This is a genomic window from Streptomyces sp. NBC_00523, from assembly GCF_036346615.1.
In the GTDB taxonomy this organism is placed as follows: Bacteria; Actinomycetota; Actinomycetes; order Streptomycetales; family Streptomycetaceae; genus Streptomyces.
Genome location: NZ_CP107836.1, coordinates 7,067,809 through 7,082,799, shown reverse-complemented (window position 1 = coordinate 7,082,799; position 14,991 = coordinate 7,067,809). Strand labels below are relative to the sequence as shown.

Here is a 14,991-nt window from a genome sequence, read left to right as displayed (position 1 = left end):
CAGGAGGGGGGGCGCCGTGGGCGCGCAAAGGGTCGCGAAGAGCATCGGGAGACACCTGGGGGAGTTCGTCATGGAAGCGGTCGGCGAGCTGCTGCTCGGCTTTCTCGCCTGCATACTGCTCGGCGGCCTCACCTTCGTGGCCTATCTGAGCTGGGCGACCAACCCCCGCCTGACCGTGGCGGGCACGGCACTCGCCGGCATCGCCCTCGCCCATGGCGCCTGGGTGACGCTTCACCGTCGGCCGAAGAGCCCGGAGAGCGCCCCACAACGAGGTGTCGCCGCCATCACGACGGGCTTTTTCGCACTCACCTCCGGGGTGACCCTGTTCCTCGCGTTCTATGCCACCGGGTGCAACTGCTAGGACCGGCATTCCACTCGCGTTCAACAGATGAACGCAGCACGTCCATTGACATGCTCATTGCTCTATCGCTTTTATTGCGCGATGGGAGCGCTCCCACTCCCTCCTCGTACCCCGCACCGCGCCTCCGAGAGAGGAACCAGCACCGTGCTTCACCCTCTCCGCACCTTCCGAAGAGCCACCAGAACCGTCGCCGTCGCCGCGGCGGCCCTGCTCCTGCCCCTCGCCGGTGCCCACACGGCGTCGGCCGACGCGGCCCGCGCGGCCGACGCCGGCTCCGGCTACTGGCACACCAGCGGGCGGCAGATCCTGGACGCGGCCAACCAGCCGGTCCGCATCGCCGGCATCAACTGGTTCGGCTTCGAGACCGCCAACTACGTGCCCCACGGACTCTGGTCCCGCGACTACAAGAGCATGATCGACCAGATGCGGTCGCTGGGTTACAACACCATCCGGCTGCCCTACAGCGACGACATCTTCGCCGGGACCGAGCCGGCGAGCATCAACTATTCCGCCGGGATGAACACCGACCTGGCGGGCCTGAACTCGCTCCAGGTGATGGACCGCATCGTGGACCACGCGGGCAGCGTCGGCATGAAGGTCATCCTGGACCGGCACCGCCCCGACTCGGCGGGCCAGTCGGCGCTCTGGTACACCTCTGCCGTCCCCGAGTCCACCTGGCTCACCCATCTCAAGTCACTGGCCGCCCGGTACGCGGGCAACGACGCGGTGGTCGGCATCGACCTGCACAACGAGCCGCACGACCCCGCCTGCTGGGGCTGCGGCGACACCACGAAGGACTGGCGGCTCGCGGCACAGCGCGGCGGGAACGCCGTGCTGTCCGCCAACCCGGACCTGCTGATCTTCGTGGAGGGCGTGCAGACCGTCGACGGGGTGTCCGGCTGGTGGGGCGGCAACCTCATGAGGGTCGGGCAGTACCCGGTGGAGCTGAGCGTGCCGCACAAGGTGGTGTACTCGGCGCACGACTACGCGACCAGCGTCGCCCAGCAGCCCTGGTTCACCGACTCCTCGTTCCCGGACAACATGCCCGGCGTCTGGGACAAGTACTGGGGCTACATCTTCAAGCAGAACATCGCCCCGGTGTGGGTCGGCGAGTTCGGTACGACGCTCCAGTCCACCACCGACCAGAAGTGGCTGAGGGCCCTGGCGGACTACCTGCGGCCCACCAGCCAGTACGGGGCCGACAGCTTCTCCTGGACCTTCTGGTCCTGGAACCCGAACTCCGGCGACACCGGGGGCATCCTCAAGGACGACTGGACCTCGGTCGACACCGTGAAGGACGGCTACCTCGCGAGTATCAAGGCGCCCGACTTCGGCAGCGGCAGCGGCGGCGATGACGACACCCAGGCGCCCACGCCCCCGACCGGCCTCGCCGTCACCGGGACCACCGGCACCTCCGTCTCCCTGTCGTGGAAGGCCGCGTCCGACGACACCGGGGTCACCGGCTACGACGTCTACCGGGGCTCCACCAAGGCCGGCACCGCCACCGGCACCACGTTCACCGACACCGGTGTGACGTCCGGCACCTCGTACACGTACACCGTCCGGGCCCGCGACGCGGCGGGCAACACCTCCACACCCTCGGCGTCCGTCACCGCCACCACCACGGGCTCCGGCGGCAACACCGGCTGCAAGGCGGTCTACACGGTGAACGGGGACTGGGGCAGCGGCTTCGGGGTGGACGTCACCGTGACCAACACGGGTACGGCACCCGCCACCTCGTGGAAGCTGACCTGGACCTACGGCGGCAGCCAGAAGATCACGAACATGTGGAACGCGTCCTATACGCAGAGCGGCGCTTCCGTCACCGTCACCAGCACCGACTACAACGGCGGCCTCGCGGCGGGAGCACACGCCGGCTTCGGTTTCCAGGGCACACCGGCCGCCGGAACCGTCCCGACCGTGAGCTGCACGCTGTCCTGACCCTCCCCTCCGCACGACCCGCTCCGGAAGGGAGCAGCGTAGCCCGCCCGTCGTGGCGGGCTACGGTGCATTCGGGACACCGATTTCGAACGCGGACACGACCACCGAAATACCCGTCGAAACCCCTCGGCTAGCATGATCCCACCCCGGCGACCACCCTCATCGCCCGCACACCATGCCATGTGGCATGAAAAGCGACCTATTTGACCAAAACCCAGGACATCGGCCAGAGAATTGATATCTAGAGCATCGCGGGTGTTTTCGCGAATAAACCGCCGAATACCCTTCGCCGCATGGCGCCGGCCACGAGTGATCCTATGGACTGCGGCGGCGGTGGTGACACTCGCGTTCCTCGTCGCACTGGAGATCGCCGCACGCCACTACGGCCTGCCGGGGCCGGTCACCACCCAGGTCCAAGAAGTCGTGATCGCCCCGAAATCAGGCTTCCTGCTGTACGCCAGCATGGGGCTGATGATGGTGGTCCTCACCTGGAGGCAGCGGTTCATCGCGCTCGGTGTGGCAGCGGGGATCGACGTCGTCATCGCCTTGATCAGGTGGGTGGCCGACGCCCCGGTCAAGGAGGGCCATCCCTTCGGAAACGGTGCGCTGTGGGTGATCATCGGTGTCACGGTCATCGCCCTCACCCGCCGCACGGGCCAGGAGCGCGTGCTGCTCCTGAAGGGGGTCGGGCTGGGTCTGCTGCTGGTGGCCGGGCGGAAGACCGGTGACACCTGGCTGGTCATCACCTCGAAGACCCGCCCCGAGGTGCTCGACCAGTACATGGCCAACGCCGACCACGCGCTCGGCAACCCGTCCTGGGTGGTGGGGCGGCTCATCGAGGCGACCGGCTCGGCCGGCACCCACTTCCTCAACGCCGTCTACGCGCAGCTGGCGGTCGCCGCGGTCTGTGTCGCGGTGTACCAGCTGCGCAATGTAGCGAGGGACCGCCGCTTCCCCGCCCACCATCTGGTGCGCACCTTCCTGGTGATCGGCCTGCTCGGCCCGGCGATCTACATGATCTTCCCGGTGGTCGGCCCGGTCTTCGCGTTCGGCGCCGACGGCGGCCACTGGGCCGTGGCCGACATGTGGCCCGACACCGCCGTGCCGGTCGGCACCCCGCACCACATGCCGTTCGACGAGATCACCCCGCGCAACTGCATGCCCAGCTTGCACACCGCGTGGGCCACCGCGATCTTCATCCACTCCCGCAAGGGCCCGAAGTTCCTCCGGTACGCCGGTACCTTCTGGCTCGTCGCCACACTCGCCGCGACCCTGGGCTTCGGCTACCACTACGGCGCGGACCTCGTCGCCGGTGTGGTGTTCACGCTGACGATCGAGACGGGCATGCGCGCGCTGAACCGCGGCTGGGACCGCCCGGCCGTCGGCCTGGTCGCCTACGGCACCGCGGTCTTCGCCGCGCTCCTGGTGTCGTACCGCTATCTGTCGCTGGAGATGGCCCACCACCCGTGGGTGTTCGGGCCGCTGGTCGTCCTGGCCATGTGTTCGGTGATCTACGCGTACGTACGGATCGACCGGCGCTGGGAGCCGAAGGCGGCGCCCGTGCCGAAGCTGGAGCCGCAGCCCGAGATGGCCTGAGCCGCCGTCCACGTCCTGGGTAACGTGTGACGCCTCGCACCACCCCGCCGGTTCGCGAACCGGCGGGGTGGTGCCGTCAGAGACCCGAGGCCCCGGCAAGGAGCGACCCGCCGTGCACGCATTCGACCGGTTCACCGACGCGCTGGACTATCCGATGTATGTCGTGACCGCCGAGGCGGACGGTGAGCGGGCCGGCTGTCTGGTCGGCTTCGGGTCGCAGTGCTCGATGCGGCTGCCCCGGTTCATGGTGTGGCTGTCGGAGCTGAACCGGACCTGCCGGATCGCCGCCCGCACCGACCGGCTGGCCGTCCATCTGCTCCGCCGCGACCAGAACGCCCTGGCCAGGCTCTTCGGCGGCGAGACCGGCGACCGTACGGACAAGTTCGCGCGGGTCGCCTGGCACCCCGGGCCGGGCGGGGTGCCGGTGCTGGACGAGGCGCCCGCGTGGTTCGCCGGCCGCGTCGAGCGGCGCATCGGCGGCGGGGACCACATCGGGCATCTGCTCGCCCCGGAAGAGGTGCACCACTCGGCGGACGGGGGCTTCCCGTTCCTGTCGGTCAACGCTGCCATCGACATCCCGCCGGGCCACCCCGTGGACTGAGCTCCGGGCTGTCAGAAGTCGCCCCGCGCCGTCCGCTCGGCCAGCTTCTGGAACTCACCCAGGTCGTAATTGGCCAGCACCGAGTCCAGGTTGGTGAGGGCGCCCAGATACTCCACGAAACCCTGCGGCTCGTACTCGATCTGGAGGGCCACCCGGCTCGACTCGTCGTCCAGCCGGTGGAAGGTGACGACCCCGGCGTGGTGCACGCCTTCGATGGTCCTCCAGGCGATCCGGTTCTCCGGAATCACCTCGGTGAGTTCGGCGACGAACTCCTTCTCGGCACCGGGGAGGGAAAGCTGCCAGGCGAACCGGCGCGCGTCCAGGGGGTCGACGCGCTGGACGTGGCTCAGAAAGGCGGGCCAGCGGGCGACATCGCTCCACAGCGCCCAGCTCACGGCGACCGGGGCCTTGATATCGACGGTCTCGACAATCGAGGAAGACATGGGGACTCCTAGTCGTAGGTGGGTGTGATCCGTACTGGCGGACACGCGCTAGGAGCGCGTGGCCAGGGTGAAGGGGTGTCCGGCGGGGTCGGAGTACACGCGGGTGTCGCGTGCGCCGCCGTTGTCCTTCGTGTCCAGGGGACGTGCGCCGAGGCCGATCGCTTCCCGTTCCGCCTCGTCCATGTCCTCACGGGCGACCAGGATGCGCAGATGGGCCTGTTGCGAATCGTCGGGCCTCGGCCAGCTCGGCGGTGCGTGGCCGTGGTCCATGCGAAGGGCGAGGTGGATTCCGGCCGCGCCCACCACCTCGATGACGTCGAGGTCGTCACCGGGACGGACCTCGGCGCCCAGCAGTGCGGCGTAGAAGTCCGCCAGCTCCTGCGGTTCGGCACAGTCCAGCACCAGCAGACCCGTTTTCGGCACCGCCATGACCGTCCTCCTGTTCGCGGCTGCTCGTTCTCCGGACGCCGCTCCACGTACCCCCACCTCACCCGGTCACACCCGGTCACCGGAGGTTGCGTGGCTCACGCCCGCTCCATGCCTGCCCGGCGGAATACGGGGCAGACGGCGGTGCACCGGAAGGCCGAAGCCTTCCCCACCACCGAACAGGGGGGACCCATGTCTGCCACCCAGCCGGAGAGACCCGTGCCGCCGACGGGGGCCCGTGTCCCCGCCGGTCCGGGCCGCTCCCCCGCCCTGACGACCGGTGTCCGCACGGCAGGGCTGCGCCTCACCGCGCTCACCGTCTGCCAGGCCGCTCTGATGGTGGGACTCGGGCTCCTCATCACGGGGCCCGCGCACTCGATCTGGCCCCTGAGCGTCGAGGACGAGGTCAATGAGGGGTTCGAGCATCTGCGGACCGGCCCGCTGACCGACATGTCGTTCCTCGCTTCGGAGGCCGGCAACACCCTCACGATCATCGCGATCACGGTCCTGGTCTGCCTGGGTCTGGTGGTGCTGCCCCGGCTCCCGAGGTGGCGGCAGGCCATCTTCCTCGCCGTCGGCGTCTCGCTCCAGTCCCTGGTGTTCCTGATCATCACCATCTGCGTGGACCGCGACCGGCCCGATGTGGACCGGCTCGACGCGTCCCCGCCGACGGCGAGCTACACCTCCGGGCACACCGGGGCCGCGACGGCGCTCTACGCGGGTCTCGCCGTGCTGGCCCTCCTCCCCGGCGGCCGGAGCCGGCGCCGCAAGGTGCTCGCCGGGCTGCTGCTGCTCATCCCGCTGCTCGTGGGGCTCGCCCGGCTCTACCGGGGGATGCACCACCCCACCGATGTGCTCGGCGGCATGCTGAACGGCGCCCTGTCCCTGCTGGTGGCGGGCCGCGCCCTGCTGGCCGAGGGCACCAGCCCGGCCCCGGTCCCTTCGAACGCCATGGAGATCGCCCAGGAGGCGGCCGCCGAGCGTGCGGAGCGGATCGCGGGCCGCACGGTGGTCGTGGTCAACCCGACGGTGACCGACGAGGAGCAGCGCGAGACGTTGCGGCTCGTCCTGGAGCAGCACGGGCGGCACGCCGCGGAGTTCGTGGAGACAACGGCCGACGACCCGGGCGGCGGGCAGGCGGCGGCAGCGGTGCGCGAAGGCGCGTCGCTCGTCGTGGTGTGCGGCGGCGACGGGACGATCCGGGCGGCGGCCGACCGGCTGGCCGGGACGGGGGTCCCGCTGGCCGTGGTCCCGTGCGGCACGGGCAACCTGCTCGCCCGGAACCTGGGCCTGCCGGTGGCGCCCCCCGATGCGCTGGCCGCGGCGCTGACGGGCACCGAGCGCCGGATCGACCTCGGCCGGATCGAGGGCGACGGCCTGCCCGCCACCCACTTCACCGCGATGTCCGGGGCGGGCCTGGACGCCGCCATGCTGGAGAACACCGACAGTGCGGCGAAGGCCGCGATCGGCTGGCCCGCGTACGTGGTCGCCGGGCTGCGCGGTCTGCGGGCGCCGCGCATGTCGGTGTCCATCCGGCTGGACGACGGGCCGGTGCTGCGCCGCACGGCGCGGATGGTGCTGCTCGCCAACATCGGGGACGTACAGGGCGGGGCCACGCTCGTCCCGTCCGCCGAGCCCGATGACGGGCTCCTGGATCTGGCGGTGTTCGACCCGCACGGCCCGGGCGGCTGGGTGCGTGCCGTCGGCGCGGTGCTGCGCGGGCGTCCGAAGCCGGGCGGCTCCACGGACACACCCGTGGAGTACTTCACCTTCCGCCGCGCCGAACTCCGTTTCGCGTCACCGCAGTCGAGGGAGCTGGACGGCGACCCGGTGGATCAGGGCCGCCTGCTCGTGGCCGAGGTGCGTCCGGGGGCGCTCACCGTCCTCCTGCCGTCGGGGGGTGAGTGATGGGTACGGCGACCCGGGTCCCGCAGACCCGTGACATGGCGGGCGAGGAGCTGACCGCGGACGAGGCCCTGGCCTCGCTGCGCCGCTACGGACGCTGGCCGCTGGTGCGTGACTCGTTCGTACGTTTCCGTTACGCGGACGGGTTCAGCCACTCGCGGGCGCTGGCGCTGCAGACGGTGCTGGCGGTCATACCGCTGGTCATCGCGTTCGTCGGGCTCTCGGCCACGCTGCACACCGAGGATGTGGGGCGGCTCGCCGAGTTGACGATCCATCGGATCGCGGCGGGGCCGAGCGCCGATGTGGTGGACGACGCGCTCGACCGCAGCCGCCGCCGGGCCGGTGAGGGCGCTCAGCTCACGCTCTGGTTCGGCCTGCTGTTCTCGCTGGTCAACGTGACGACGGCGATGTGCCAGATAGAGCGCGGGGCCAATCGCATCTACGGGGTCGAGCGTGACCGCCCGTTCCACCAGAAGTACTTCCGGGGCCTGGTGATGTCGCTGACGGCGGGCATCCCGCTGGGGATCGGGTTCATCCTGATGGTCGTCGGCGGCGACCTCGTCACGGCCGCCGCGACGGTGTACCACCTCAGTGACACGGCCCGGTTCACCTGGGACCTGCTGCGCTGGCCGATCGGTCTGCTGCTGGCCCTGATGTCGGCAAGCGCGATCTTCCGGCGGTCTCCGCGCCGCAACCAGCCCGGTTACACCTGGCTGGCGTTCGGGGCGGCCCTGTACCTGGTGCTGTGGACGGCGCTCACCTATCTGCTGAGCCAGTACCTCTCCCTCAGCGGCTCCTTCGACACGGTCTACGGCCCGCTGAGCGCCTTCATGTCGCTGCTGCTGTGGGCGTATCTGACCTCCATAGCCCTGTTCCTCGGGCTGTCCTTCGCGGCGCAGCTGGAGGCTGCCCGCGCCCGCCGGCCCGGGCCGATTCAAGATGATCCGGGAGCATGAATGGTTGTACGAGCCACCACACGCCTGCTGCGGGAGCACCGGCGCCGGGCGGCGGACCGCGCGTTCGGGGTGCGCCTGCTCGGGGCGGCCGCCGTCGCGGCGGTGTCCGCGGTGCCGTTCGCGCTGGTGCTGGTCCTCGTGGAGGGGCACTGGCGGCCGTTGCGGGCGCTGGACTCGGGTGCGGCCGGCCGGCTGCACCGCACGGCGCTCGACCACCCGGCCTGGACGAGTGCGCTGCGTTTCCTGTCGGACTGGGTCTGGGACCCGTTGACGCTGCGCTGCGCGGTCGCGCTGCTGACCGGCTGGCTGCTGTACCGGCGGGCCTGGCGGCTGGCGGCCTGGTCCGCCGTCACGGCGGTGGCCGGGGGGCTGACGGGCCTCCTGGTCAAGGTGGTGGTCGAGCGGGCCCGGCCGTCGTTGGAGGATCCGGTGGCGCGGGCTCCGGGCTTCTCGTTCCCGTCGGGGCACGCGATGACCGCGACGACGACCTTCGCGGTGCTGCTGCTCGTCCTGCTGCCGTTGGTGCCCCGGCGCGGCCGGGCGGTGTGCTGGGCGGTGGCGGTGCTGTCGGTGCTCGGTGTCGGCTTCACCAGGGTCGCGCTGGGTGTCCACTGGTTCAGCGATGTGGTCGGCGGCTGGCTGCTGGGGCTCGCCGTGGTGGCGTGGACCGCCTGGGCCTTCGAGGCCTGGCGCGCCGAATCCGGTCTGGGGCGCAGCGAGATGACGGAGGGTCTGGAGCCCGAACTGACGGGCACGGCCCCGGAACGCTGAGGAGCGGCTCTCAGCCCTCCGGGGCGGCGCGCTTGAAGTAGGCGGTGACCAGCGCGGATTCCGCGCGTTCGACACCGTCGAGCGTGCCGACGCGCTCGGTGAGATACGTGTCGAGGGCCGCGGCGTCCCGGCAGACGGCGACGGCCACCAGGTTGTGGGAGCCCGTCATGGTGCCGACGAAGGCCGCTTCGGCGTCCTCCGCCAGGGCGCGGGCCGCCTGGGCGAGCCTGCCGGGCGCGATGGAGAGCCGCAGCATGCACTGCACGGAGAAGCCGAAGAGCCCCGAGTCGATCTCGACGTCGAGCTGGAGCACGCCCATGCGGCGCAGCTCGTGCAGCCGTCGGCGTACGGCGGATTCCGACCAGCCGATCCGCCGGGCCAGGTCCGGGTAGGCGGCACGGCCGTCGGCGGCCAGGGCGGGCAGCAGCCGGCGGTCGAGGTCGGTCAGCTCCACCGGCGTGGGGTCGGCGGCCGGCTCGGGCGTGAGCACGGCGATCTGGTCGTCGGTCAGCGCCAGGTTCCGGCCGGACCATCGCCGTTCCATGACCGGGCGCAGCACGCGGTGTGCCTCGACATGGCTGACGTACGGCAGGCGGCCGAGCGCGGCCAGCGGCGCGGGGCCCTCCCCGGCGACGCGGAAGACGCAGCCGATCTCGGTGCCGCTCGACAGCACGGCCACCCAGGCGGTGTCGGGTCGGTGGGCCAGCGCGCGGGCGAGTGCGGTGCTCCGGGCGGGCGGGACGCGCAGCCGGACGAGCCATTCGGCGTGGCCGAGGCGGTGGCTGTTGGTCACTCCGGCGATGCGGGCGATACCGGCGGCCCGGAGTTTGCCGAAGCGCCTGGCGACGGTGCGGTCGGAGACGTCGAGCACTTCCGCGATCCTGCTGAAGGGGGCGCGGCCGTCGAGTTGGAGGGCGTGCAGGAGTCGCAGGTCGAGTGCGTCCAGCGTGACCGATTCCATCCGGGCAGTGTAGGCCGGTGTCGAATGCGGTCTCCGCGGGCCCAGTTGGGGACCGGGCCGGGGCGGGGCCGGGAAGCATGGCGGTCGTGCCCGTGCCGATCGCCGTTCTCGGAGGACCTGATGTTCGAATCCCTCATGCTTCTCGCCGGACCGACGCTGGTGTTCCGGCTCCTGGGTGTTCTGGGCGTCGGCCGGTTCGCGAACTGGCGGGCCGCCGTCATCCACGGTCTGGCGGTGCTGTTCCTGGCGAGCGGGGCGGCGCACTTCGTGCCGGACGGCGGCGGTGTGATGCCCAGCCACGACGACCTGACGGCGATGGTGCCGCCGTTCGTCCCGCTCCCCCATGCGGTGGTGTACGGGACAGGGGTGCTGGAACTCCTCGGTGCCGCCGGGCTCGTACGAACGGCGACACGGCCCGCGGCCGGGCTGGGTCTCGCGGTGCTCCTGGTGCTGATGCTGCCCGCCAATGTGTACGCCGCCGTGGCGGACGTCCCGCTCGGCGATGATCCGGCGACACCGCTGTGGTTCCGGATCCCCGAGCAGGCGGTGTACATCGCGGTCGCACTGCTCGCGGCGCGGGGCCTTGATGTCCGCCTGCCGGACCGCCGGGCGCACGCCGGGGTTTCAGCGGAGTGAAACTTCTCACCCGGTTGGCGGTGTCGCCCCAGCTCGGCGGATTCTTCACTGGACTGGACCACAGAGACCAATCCGAAACCCTTTACGACGCAGTGGTGTTCATGCGTCACTCGTGGCGTGCCCTCGTCAAGAATGCGGCTCTCCCGCACTCCGTGACAGGCCATCTCCCGGACCCGCCGCTACGCTCGGAACCGCTCCACATGCTACGCGAGTAGACCCCCCTTCGCGCCGCTCACCCCAGGAGGCTCCCGTGTTATCGATCCGCAGCCGCAGACCCGCACTCCGCAAGCTGGTGGCCCTCGGAGCCGTCGGCCTCGGCATGGTGGCGGTGCCCACCGTCACCGCCGTGCCGGCCTCGGCGTCGCCGCAGCCGCCCGCGTCGTCCAGTGGGGCCATCCCGCTCGGCGACGGGTACATGGGCGCCGGCTACCTCGCCGACGGCGACACGTTCGCCCCGGACAACCGGCACGTGGACCTCACTCCGGAGAGCAGCGCCTCCATCCAGGCGACGACGCTCCCCGGCATCGACGTCTCGCACTACCAGGGCTCGATCAACTGGTCGTCGGTGAAGTCGGCGGGCATCAAGTTCGCCTATATCAAGGCCACCGAGTCCACCACGTACAAGGACCCCAACTTCAACGCCAACTACCTCAACGCCTATAACGCGAAGGTGATCCGGGGCGCGTACCACTTCGCGCGTCCCAACCTGTCCAGCGGAGCGGCCCAGGCCACCTACTTCGCAGGCCACGGCGGCGCGTGGTCGCGGGACAACCTGACACTTCCGGGGATGCTCGACCTGGAGGGCGGCTGCTACGGCAAGTCGGCTTCCGCCATGCAGTCGTGGATCCTCGACTTCTACAACACGTACAAGGCCAAGACGGGCCGCGACGTCGTCATCTACACCAGTGCGAGCTGGTGGAACTCGTGCACGGGCGGCTGGAGCGGCATGTCGGCGCGCAGTCCGCTGTTCACCGCGCACTGGACGAGCGCGGCGAGCCCCACCATCCCGAAGGGCTTCCCGTACTGGACGTTCTGGCAGTACACCGACTCCGGTTCGGTGGGCGGCATTTCGGGAGCCGTGGACCGCGACCGGTTCAACGGTGACGCCACCCGGCTGCTGGCTCTGGCCAACAACACCTGAGACACCGGCCGGACAGAGGGCGGCCACACGGTGCGGGCTCCGGCTCGCACCGTGTGGCCGCCCTCCCGTCTCAGCGGGTCCCGGCGAGCCATTCGTCGTACGAGGTCGTGGCGATGCGCGCCCCGGGGCCCGCGATCAGCGGGTCCCCCTCCACGGCCGCGAACATGCCCGCCCGGTCGTCCGTGACGACGGTGCGGCGGTCGCCCCGGGCGGCCAGGGTGAGGCGCCCGAGCTTGTCGAGCGGGTAGACGTCGGGCCCGGCCACGTCGACCGTTCCGTTGAGCGGCGCGCCGGTGGCGGTGTCCGCGAGGGCGGCGACCACGTCGGCCGCGGCGATGGGCTGGAGGCGGGTGGCGGGGAGCCGGACGGTGTCCTCGTCGGAGGTCCACGACATGACGGCGTCCATGAACTCGAAGAACTGCGTGGCGCGCACGATGGAGTACGCGGTGGGCCCGTTGCGCAGCAGCTCCTCCTGAAGCGTCTTGGCCCGGTAGTAGTCCAGTTGGGGTACCCGGTCGACCCCGACGATGGACAGCACGACCTGGTGGCGTACACCGGCCTGTTCACCGGCCGTCAGCAGGTTTCCCATGGTCGTACGGAAGAAGTCGGGGGACGCGGCGTCGAAGGTGGGCGAGTTGGTGACGTTGACGACCGTCTCCGCGCCGCTGAGCGCTTCGCCGAGGCCCTGGCCGGTGAGCAGGTCGACACCGGTCGACAGGGAGGCGGGTTCCGCCGTGTGCCCGGCCTCGCGCAGCTTCGACACGAGCCGGGAGCCGATCAGTCCGGTACCGCCGATGACCGTGATCTTCATGGACGAGCCTTCCGTGAGCCGGGGGTGGCCGGCCGCCACCGTAAGCCCGGGGCTCCCGGCCGTACGTGCCGTAACCCGGCCGTCCCCCGACTCATGACCCGTACGGCTCAGCGCAGGATGCCGGCCTGCCGGGCCGCCCGCAGCCAGGACGGGAACTCCGAGAGCAGCCGGTCGTACAGCTCCTGGTCGGAGAGCTGCTCGATGTCGTCCACGGCGAAGAAGCCGACGTTGTCCACCCGGCGGTCGGGCATGGTGTCGAACCGCTCCAGCACTCCGTACTGCCCCCGGCCGAGGCCGATGAACTGCCAGAAGACGGGTTCCTCCACCGCCGCGCGCAGCTCGCGCTCGATCTCGTCGTTGCGGTACACACCGCCGTCGGAGAAGAAGAGGACGAGCGTCGGCGCGGGCACCGGGTTGGCGCGTGCATACGCACGGACCTCGGCGATGACCTTCTGTTCCTCGTTCTGGATGCCGACCGCGCGCATGTCGACCTGGCCGGGGGCCAGTCCCCTCTGGGGCTTCTTCCGTCCGAACAGGCTGACCTGGCCGACGCGCACGTGCAGCCGCAGCCACTCGGGCAGTTCACCGACGGTCAGGTCGGGGAGCCGGGCCGGGTTCGAGGCGAAGGTCCACGCCTGCATCTCGCCGTCGTCGTCCAGCTGAGCCGCGACGGCCGCCATGCGCTCGGTGACCCCGGCGACGGTGCCGCGCGAGTAGAGGGCGCTCATCGATCCGGAGGCGTCGAGGACGAGGATCACGCGGGCGGTCAGCCGGTCCAGGCCGTGCTTGCTCAGGCTGACGGCCACCTGCTGCTTGCGCAGCGAGAGGCGCTTGCGCATGTCGACCGGCAGGTGCTCCTCGCCCTTGCCGGGGCGCGGTGGAGCGGGGGCCGGTGCCGTACGCGGTTCGTCCACGCTGATGCCGAAGTCCGTCGCCAGGCCGGCGAGCCCGCTCGCGTACCCCTGGCCCACGGCGCGGAACTTCCATCCGCCGGCCCGCCGGTAGAGCTCCCCGCACACATACGCGGTCTCCGGGCCGGCCGCCATGTCGAAGCGGGCCAGCTCCGCCCCGGACCCGGCGCCCAGCAGCCGCAGATGGAGACCGGGCACCTGCCCGAACGTGCCGCCGTCGACCGAGGCGCAGAGGGCGATCCGTTCCACCTCGGGGCCCAGCGCGGCGAGGTCGGCCTCCAGGGTGTCGGAGCCGGGCTGTTTGCCGAGGTGGCGGACGGTCCCGGAGGCGTGCCGGGGCTGGTTGTAGAAGACGAAGTCGCCGTCCGAGCGGACCCGCCCGTCCGCGCCCAGCACCAGCGCGGAGGCGTCGACGTCGGGCACACCGGGCCCGGCCGTCCAGCTCAGCACGGCCCGGACGGCGGACGGGGCCACCGGCATGTTGGCGCCCTTGCTCAGTGTCGTCACGGCCCCCAGTCTGCCTGCCGGTGTTCCGCGTGGTCGACCGGGTCCGGGAGATGTTCAGCCGACGAGAGCCGCGTTGATCTGCCGGGTCGTCTGCGCGGCCACGCGCGGGTCGGTGGCGGCGTGGAAGGTGTAGGCGTTCAGCCCCGTGGCCAGCGCCCAGCCGCGCCCCCGTGTCCAGGTCGCGTCGTCCGGACCGAGCGCCGCGCGGAAGGCGGCCCGGCTGTCCGCCGACAGCAGGGTGTAGGCGATCATCATGTCGCAGGCCGGGTCGCCGAGCCCGAGCCCGCCGAAGTCGATGACGGCGCTGAGGCGGCCGTCGCGGGTGAGCAGGTTGCCGGTGTGGAAGTCGCCGTGCACCCAGACCGGGGGCCGGTCCCGGGCGGGCGCGTCCAGTGCCGCGTCCCACACCTTCGTCATGGGCCCGGCGTCGAACACACCGTCCAGTGCGGCGATCGCCGCGCGCGTGGCCGGGTCCCGCCCGTGCAGCGAGTCCGCGGTGCGGTCGAGGTCGGGGGTGAGCGGTACGGGCTCGAAGCGTCGCAGGGCCGTCAGGAATCCGGCGAGCGCCACGGCGGTCCCGCGCGAGTCGCCCAGGGCCTCGACGGTGGCGGGCTCGCCGTCCAGCCAGCGGGTCACCGCCCACGGCCACGGGTATCCGAGGCCCGGCTCCCCCACCGCGACGGGCTCGGGGACGGCGAGCGGGAGGTGCGGGGCGAGCCGGGGCAGCCAGGTGAGCTCCTTGCGGGCCTGCCCGATCGCACCGGCGTAGCGCGGCAGCCTTACGGAGAGTTCGCCGCCGAGCCGGTGGATCACATGGTCGGCACCGGCCTGGGTGAGCCGTTCCAGCGGCAGTCCGGCCCATTGCGGGAACTGGCTGTCGACCAGCCGCCTGACCAGCGGGGTATCGATCGCGGGGCGGTCGCTCGTGGCTGCCAACGACGGTTCCTTGTCCTCGGCCCACTGCGTGCGGCGGGCGGCCCGGACCATCACACGGTGCCGCGCGCCCGCCTGTCGAGCCGATTTC

The 14,991-nt window shown here is 71.3% G+C and carries 15 protein-coding genes; 9 read left to right on the top strand and 6 right to left on the bottom strand.

Going from position 1 to position 14,991, the window contains the following annotated elements; translation table 11 throughout:
* Window positions 1-16: 16 nt before the first annotated feature.
* The 4 genes from OHS17_RS31855 (at window position 17) to OHS17_RS31840 (ending at window position 4,499) form a co-directional block, all read left to right on the top strand.
* On the top strand, window positions 17-361 hold the full coding sequence (locus OHS17_RS31855) for a hypothetical protein (protein ID WP_330314986.1): 345 nt from the start codon (window positions 17-19) through the stop codon (window positions 359-361).
* Window positions 362-505: 144 nt separating this feature from the next.
* Window positions 506-2,302 (top strand): cellulase family glycosylhydrolase, encoded by a 1,797-nt coding sequence (locus OHS17_RS31850; RefSeq protein WP_330314985.1) that lies wholly within the window; start codon window positions 506-508, stop codon window positions 2,300-2,302.
* Window positions 2,303-2,581: 279 nt separating this feature from the next.
* Window positions 2,582-3,898, top strand: coding sequence for a phosphatase PAP2 family protein (locus OHS17_RS31845; RefSeq protein WP_330315411.1), 1,317 nt, complete (start codon window positions 2,582-2,584; stop codon window positions 3,896-3,898).
* 112 nt (window positions 3,899-4,010) lie between these two features.
* Window positions 4,011-4,499, top strand: coding sequence for a flavin reductase family protein (locus tag OHS17_RS31840; RefSeq protein WP_330314984.1), 489 nt, complete (start codon window positions 4,011-4,013; stop codon window positions 4,497-4,499).
* Window positions 4,500-4,510: 11 nt separating this feature from the next.
* Here OHS17_RS31840 and OHS17_RS31835 read toward each other — a convergent pair whose 3' ends face one another.
* Window positions 4,511-4,942, bottom strand: a complete 432-nt coding sequence (locus tag OHS17_RS31835; RefSeq protein WP_018104964.1) for an SRPBCC family protein — start codon at window positions 4,940-4,942, stop codon at window positions 4,511-4,513.
* Between the two features lie 48 nt (window positions 4,943-4,990).
* Window positions 4,991-5,371, bottom strand: a complete 381-nt coding sequence (locus OHS17_RS31830) for a VOC family protein (RefSeq protein ID WP_330314983.1) — start codon at window positions 5,369-5,371, stop codon at window positions 4,991-4,993.
* Window positions 5,372-5,560: 189 nt separating this feature from the next.
* Between OHS17_RS31830 and OHS17_RS31825 the strand changes: the two genes are divergently transcribed.
* Genes OHS17_RS31825 through OHS17_RS31815 form a run of 3 tightly spaced genes read left to right on the top strand, consistent with a single transcriptional unit; the run spans window position 5,561 to window position 9,000 of the window.
* The gene (locus OHS17_RS31825; protein ID WP_330314982.1) at window positions 5,561-7,276 is read left to right on the top strand and encodes a diacylglycerol kinase family protein; all 1,716 of its coding nucleotides are present in this window, start codon (window positions 5,561-5,563) and stop codon (window positions 7,274-7,276) included.
* A complete protein-coding gene (locus OHS17_RS31820) occupies window positions 7,276-8,229 on the top strand; it encodes a YihY/virulence factor BrkB family protein (RefSeq protein ID WP_330314981.1) in 954 nt (317 codons plus the stop codon). Before OHS17_RS31825 ends, OHS17_RS31820 begins: the two co-directional genes overlap by 1 nt.
* Window positions 8,230-9,000, top strand: a complete 771-nt coding sequence (locus OHS17_RS31815) for a phosphatase PAP2 family protein (RefSeq protein ID WP_330314980.1) — start codon at window positions 8,230-8,232, stop codon at window positions 8,998-9,000. It abuts the gene before it with no gap.
* A 10-nt stretch (window positions 9,001-9,010) separates the two neighbouring features.
* Here OHS17_RS31815 and OHS17_RS31810 read toward each other — a convergent pair whose 3' ends face one another.
* Complete coding sequence (locus OHS17_RS31810) at window positions 9,011-9,961, bottom strand: Lrp/AsnC family transcriptional regulator (RefSeq protein WP_330314979.1); 951 nt, start codon at window positions 9,959-9,961, stop codon at window positions 9,011-9,013.
* A 120-nt stretch (window positions 9,962-10,081) separates the two neighbouring features.
* On the opposite strand from OHS17_RS31810, the gene OHS17_RS31805 reads away from it, so the two are divergent.
* Together OHS17_RS31805 and OHS17_RS31800 are read left to right on the top strand one after the other, a co-directional pair.
* Entirely contained in the window at window positions 10,082-10,597 is a 516-nt protein-coding gene (locus OHS17_RS31805; protein ID WP_330314978.1) for a DoxX family protein, read from the top strand.
* 250 nt (window positions 10,598-10,847) lie between these two features.
* The gene (locus tag OHS17_RS31800; RefSeq protein WP_241836471.1) at window positions 10,848-11,738 is read left to right on the top strand and encodes a GH25 family lysozyme; all 891 of its coding nucleotides are present in this window, start codon (window positions 10,848-10,850) and stop codon (window positions 11,736-11,738) included.
* A 70-nt stretch (window positions 11,739-11,808) separates the two neighbouring features.
* On the opposite strand, the gene OHS17_RS31795 is transcribed toward OHS17_RS31800, so the two are convergent.
* From OHS17_RS31795 to OHS17_RS31785, 3 genes are all read right to left on the bottom strand, one after another.
* Window positions 11,809-12,549, bottom strand: a complete 741-nt coding sequence (locus OHS17_RS31795) for an SDR family oxidoreductase (RefSeq protein ID WP_330314977.1) — start codon at window positions 12,547-12,549, stop codon at window positions 11,809-11,811.
* A 107-nt stretch (window positions 12,550-12,656) separates the two neighbouring features.
* A complete protein-coding gene (locus OHS17_RS31790) occupies window positions 12,657-13,967 on the bottom strand; it encodes a VWA domain-containing protein (RefSeq protein WP_330314976.1) in 1,311 nt (436 codons plus the stop codon).
* A 54-nt stretch (window positions 13,968-14,021) separates the two neighbouring features.
* The gene (locus OHS17_RS31785) at window positions 14,022-14,954 is read right to left on the bottom strand and encodes an aminoglycoside phosphotransferase family protein (protein ID WP_330315410.1); all 933 of its coding nucleotides are present in this window, start codon (window positions 14,952-14,954) and stop codon (window positions 14,022-14,024) included.
* Window positions 14,955-14,991: the final 37 nt, after the last annotated feature.

Coding starts and splice junctions, on each gene's coding strand:
- OHS17_RS31835 (WP_018104964.1), bottom strand. CDS start 4,942: ATGTCTTCCTCGATTGTCGAGACCGTCGATATCAAGGCCCCGGTCGCC.
- OHS17_RS31830 (WP_330314983.1), bottom strand. CDS start 5,371: ATGGCGGTGCCGAAAACGGGTCTGCTGGTGCTGGACTGTGCCGAACCG.
- OHS17_RS31825 (WP_330314982.1), top strand. CDS start 5,561: ATGTCTGCCACCCAGCCGGAGAGACCCGTGCCGCCGACGGGGGCCCGT.
- OHS17_RS31820 (WP_330314981.1), top strand. CDS start 7,276: ATGGGTACGGCGACCCGGGTCCCGCAGACCCGTGACATGGCGGGCGAG.
- OHS17_RS31815 (WP_330314980.1), top strand. CDS start 8,230: ATGGTTGTACGAGCCACCACACGCCTGCTGCGGGAGCACCGGCGCCGG.
- OHS17_RS31810 (WP_330314979.1), bottom strand. CDS start 9,961: ATGGAATCGGTCACGCTGGACGCACTCGACCTGCGACTCCTGCACGCC.
- OHS17_RS31805 (WP_330314978.1), top strand. CDS start 10,082: ATGTTCGAATCCCTCATGCTTCTCGCCGGACCGACGCTGGTGTTCCGG.
- OHS17_RS31795 (WP_330314977.1), bottom strand. CDS start 12,549: ATGAAGATCACGGTCATCGGCGGTACCGGACTGATCGGCTCCCGGCTC.
- OHS17_RS31785 (WP_330315410.1), bottom strand. CDS start 14,954: ATGGTCCGGGCCGCCCGCCGCACGCAGTGGGCCGAGGACAAGGAACCG.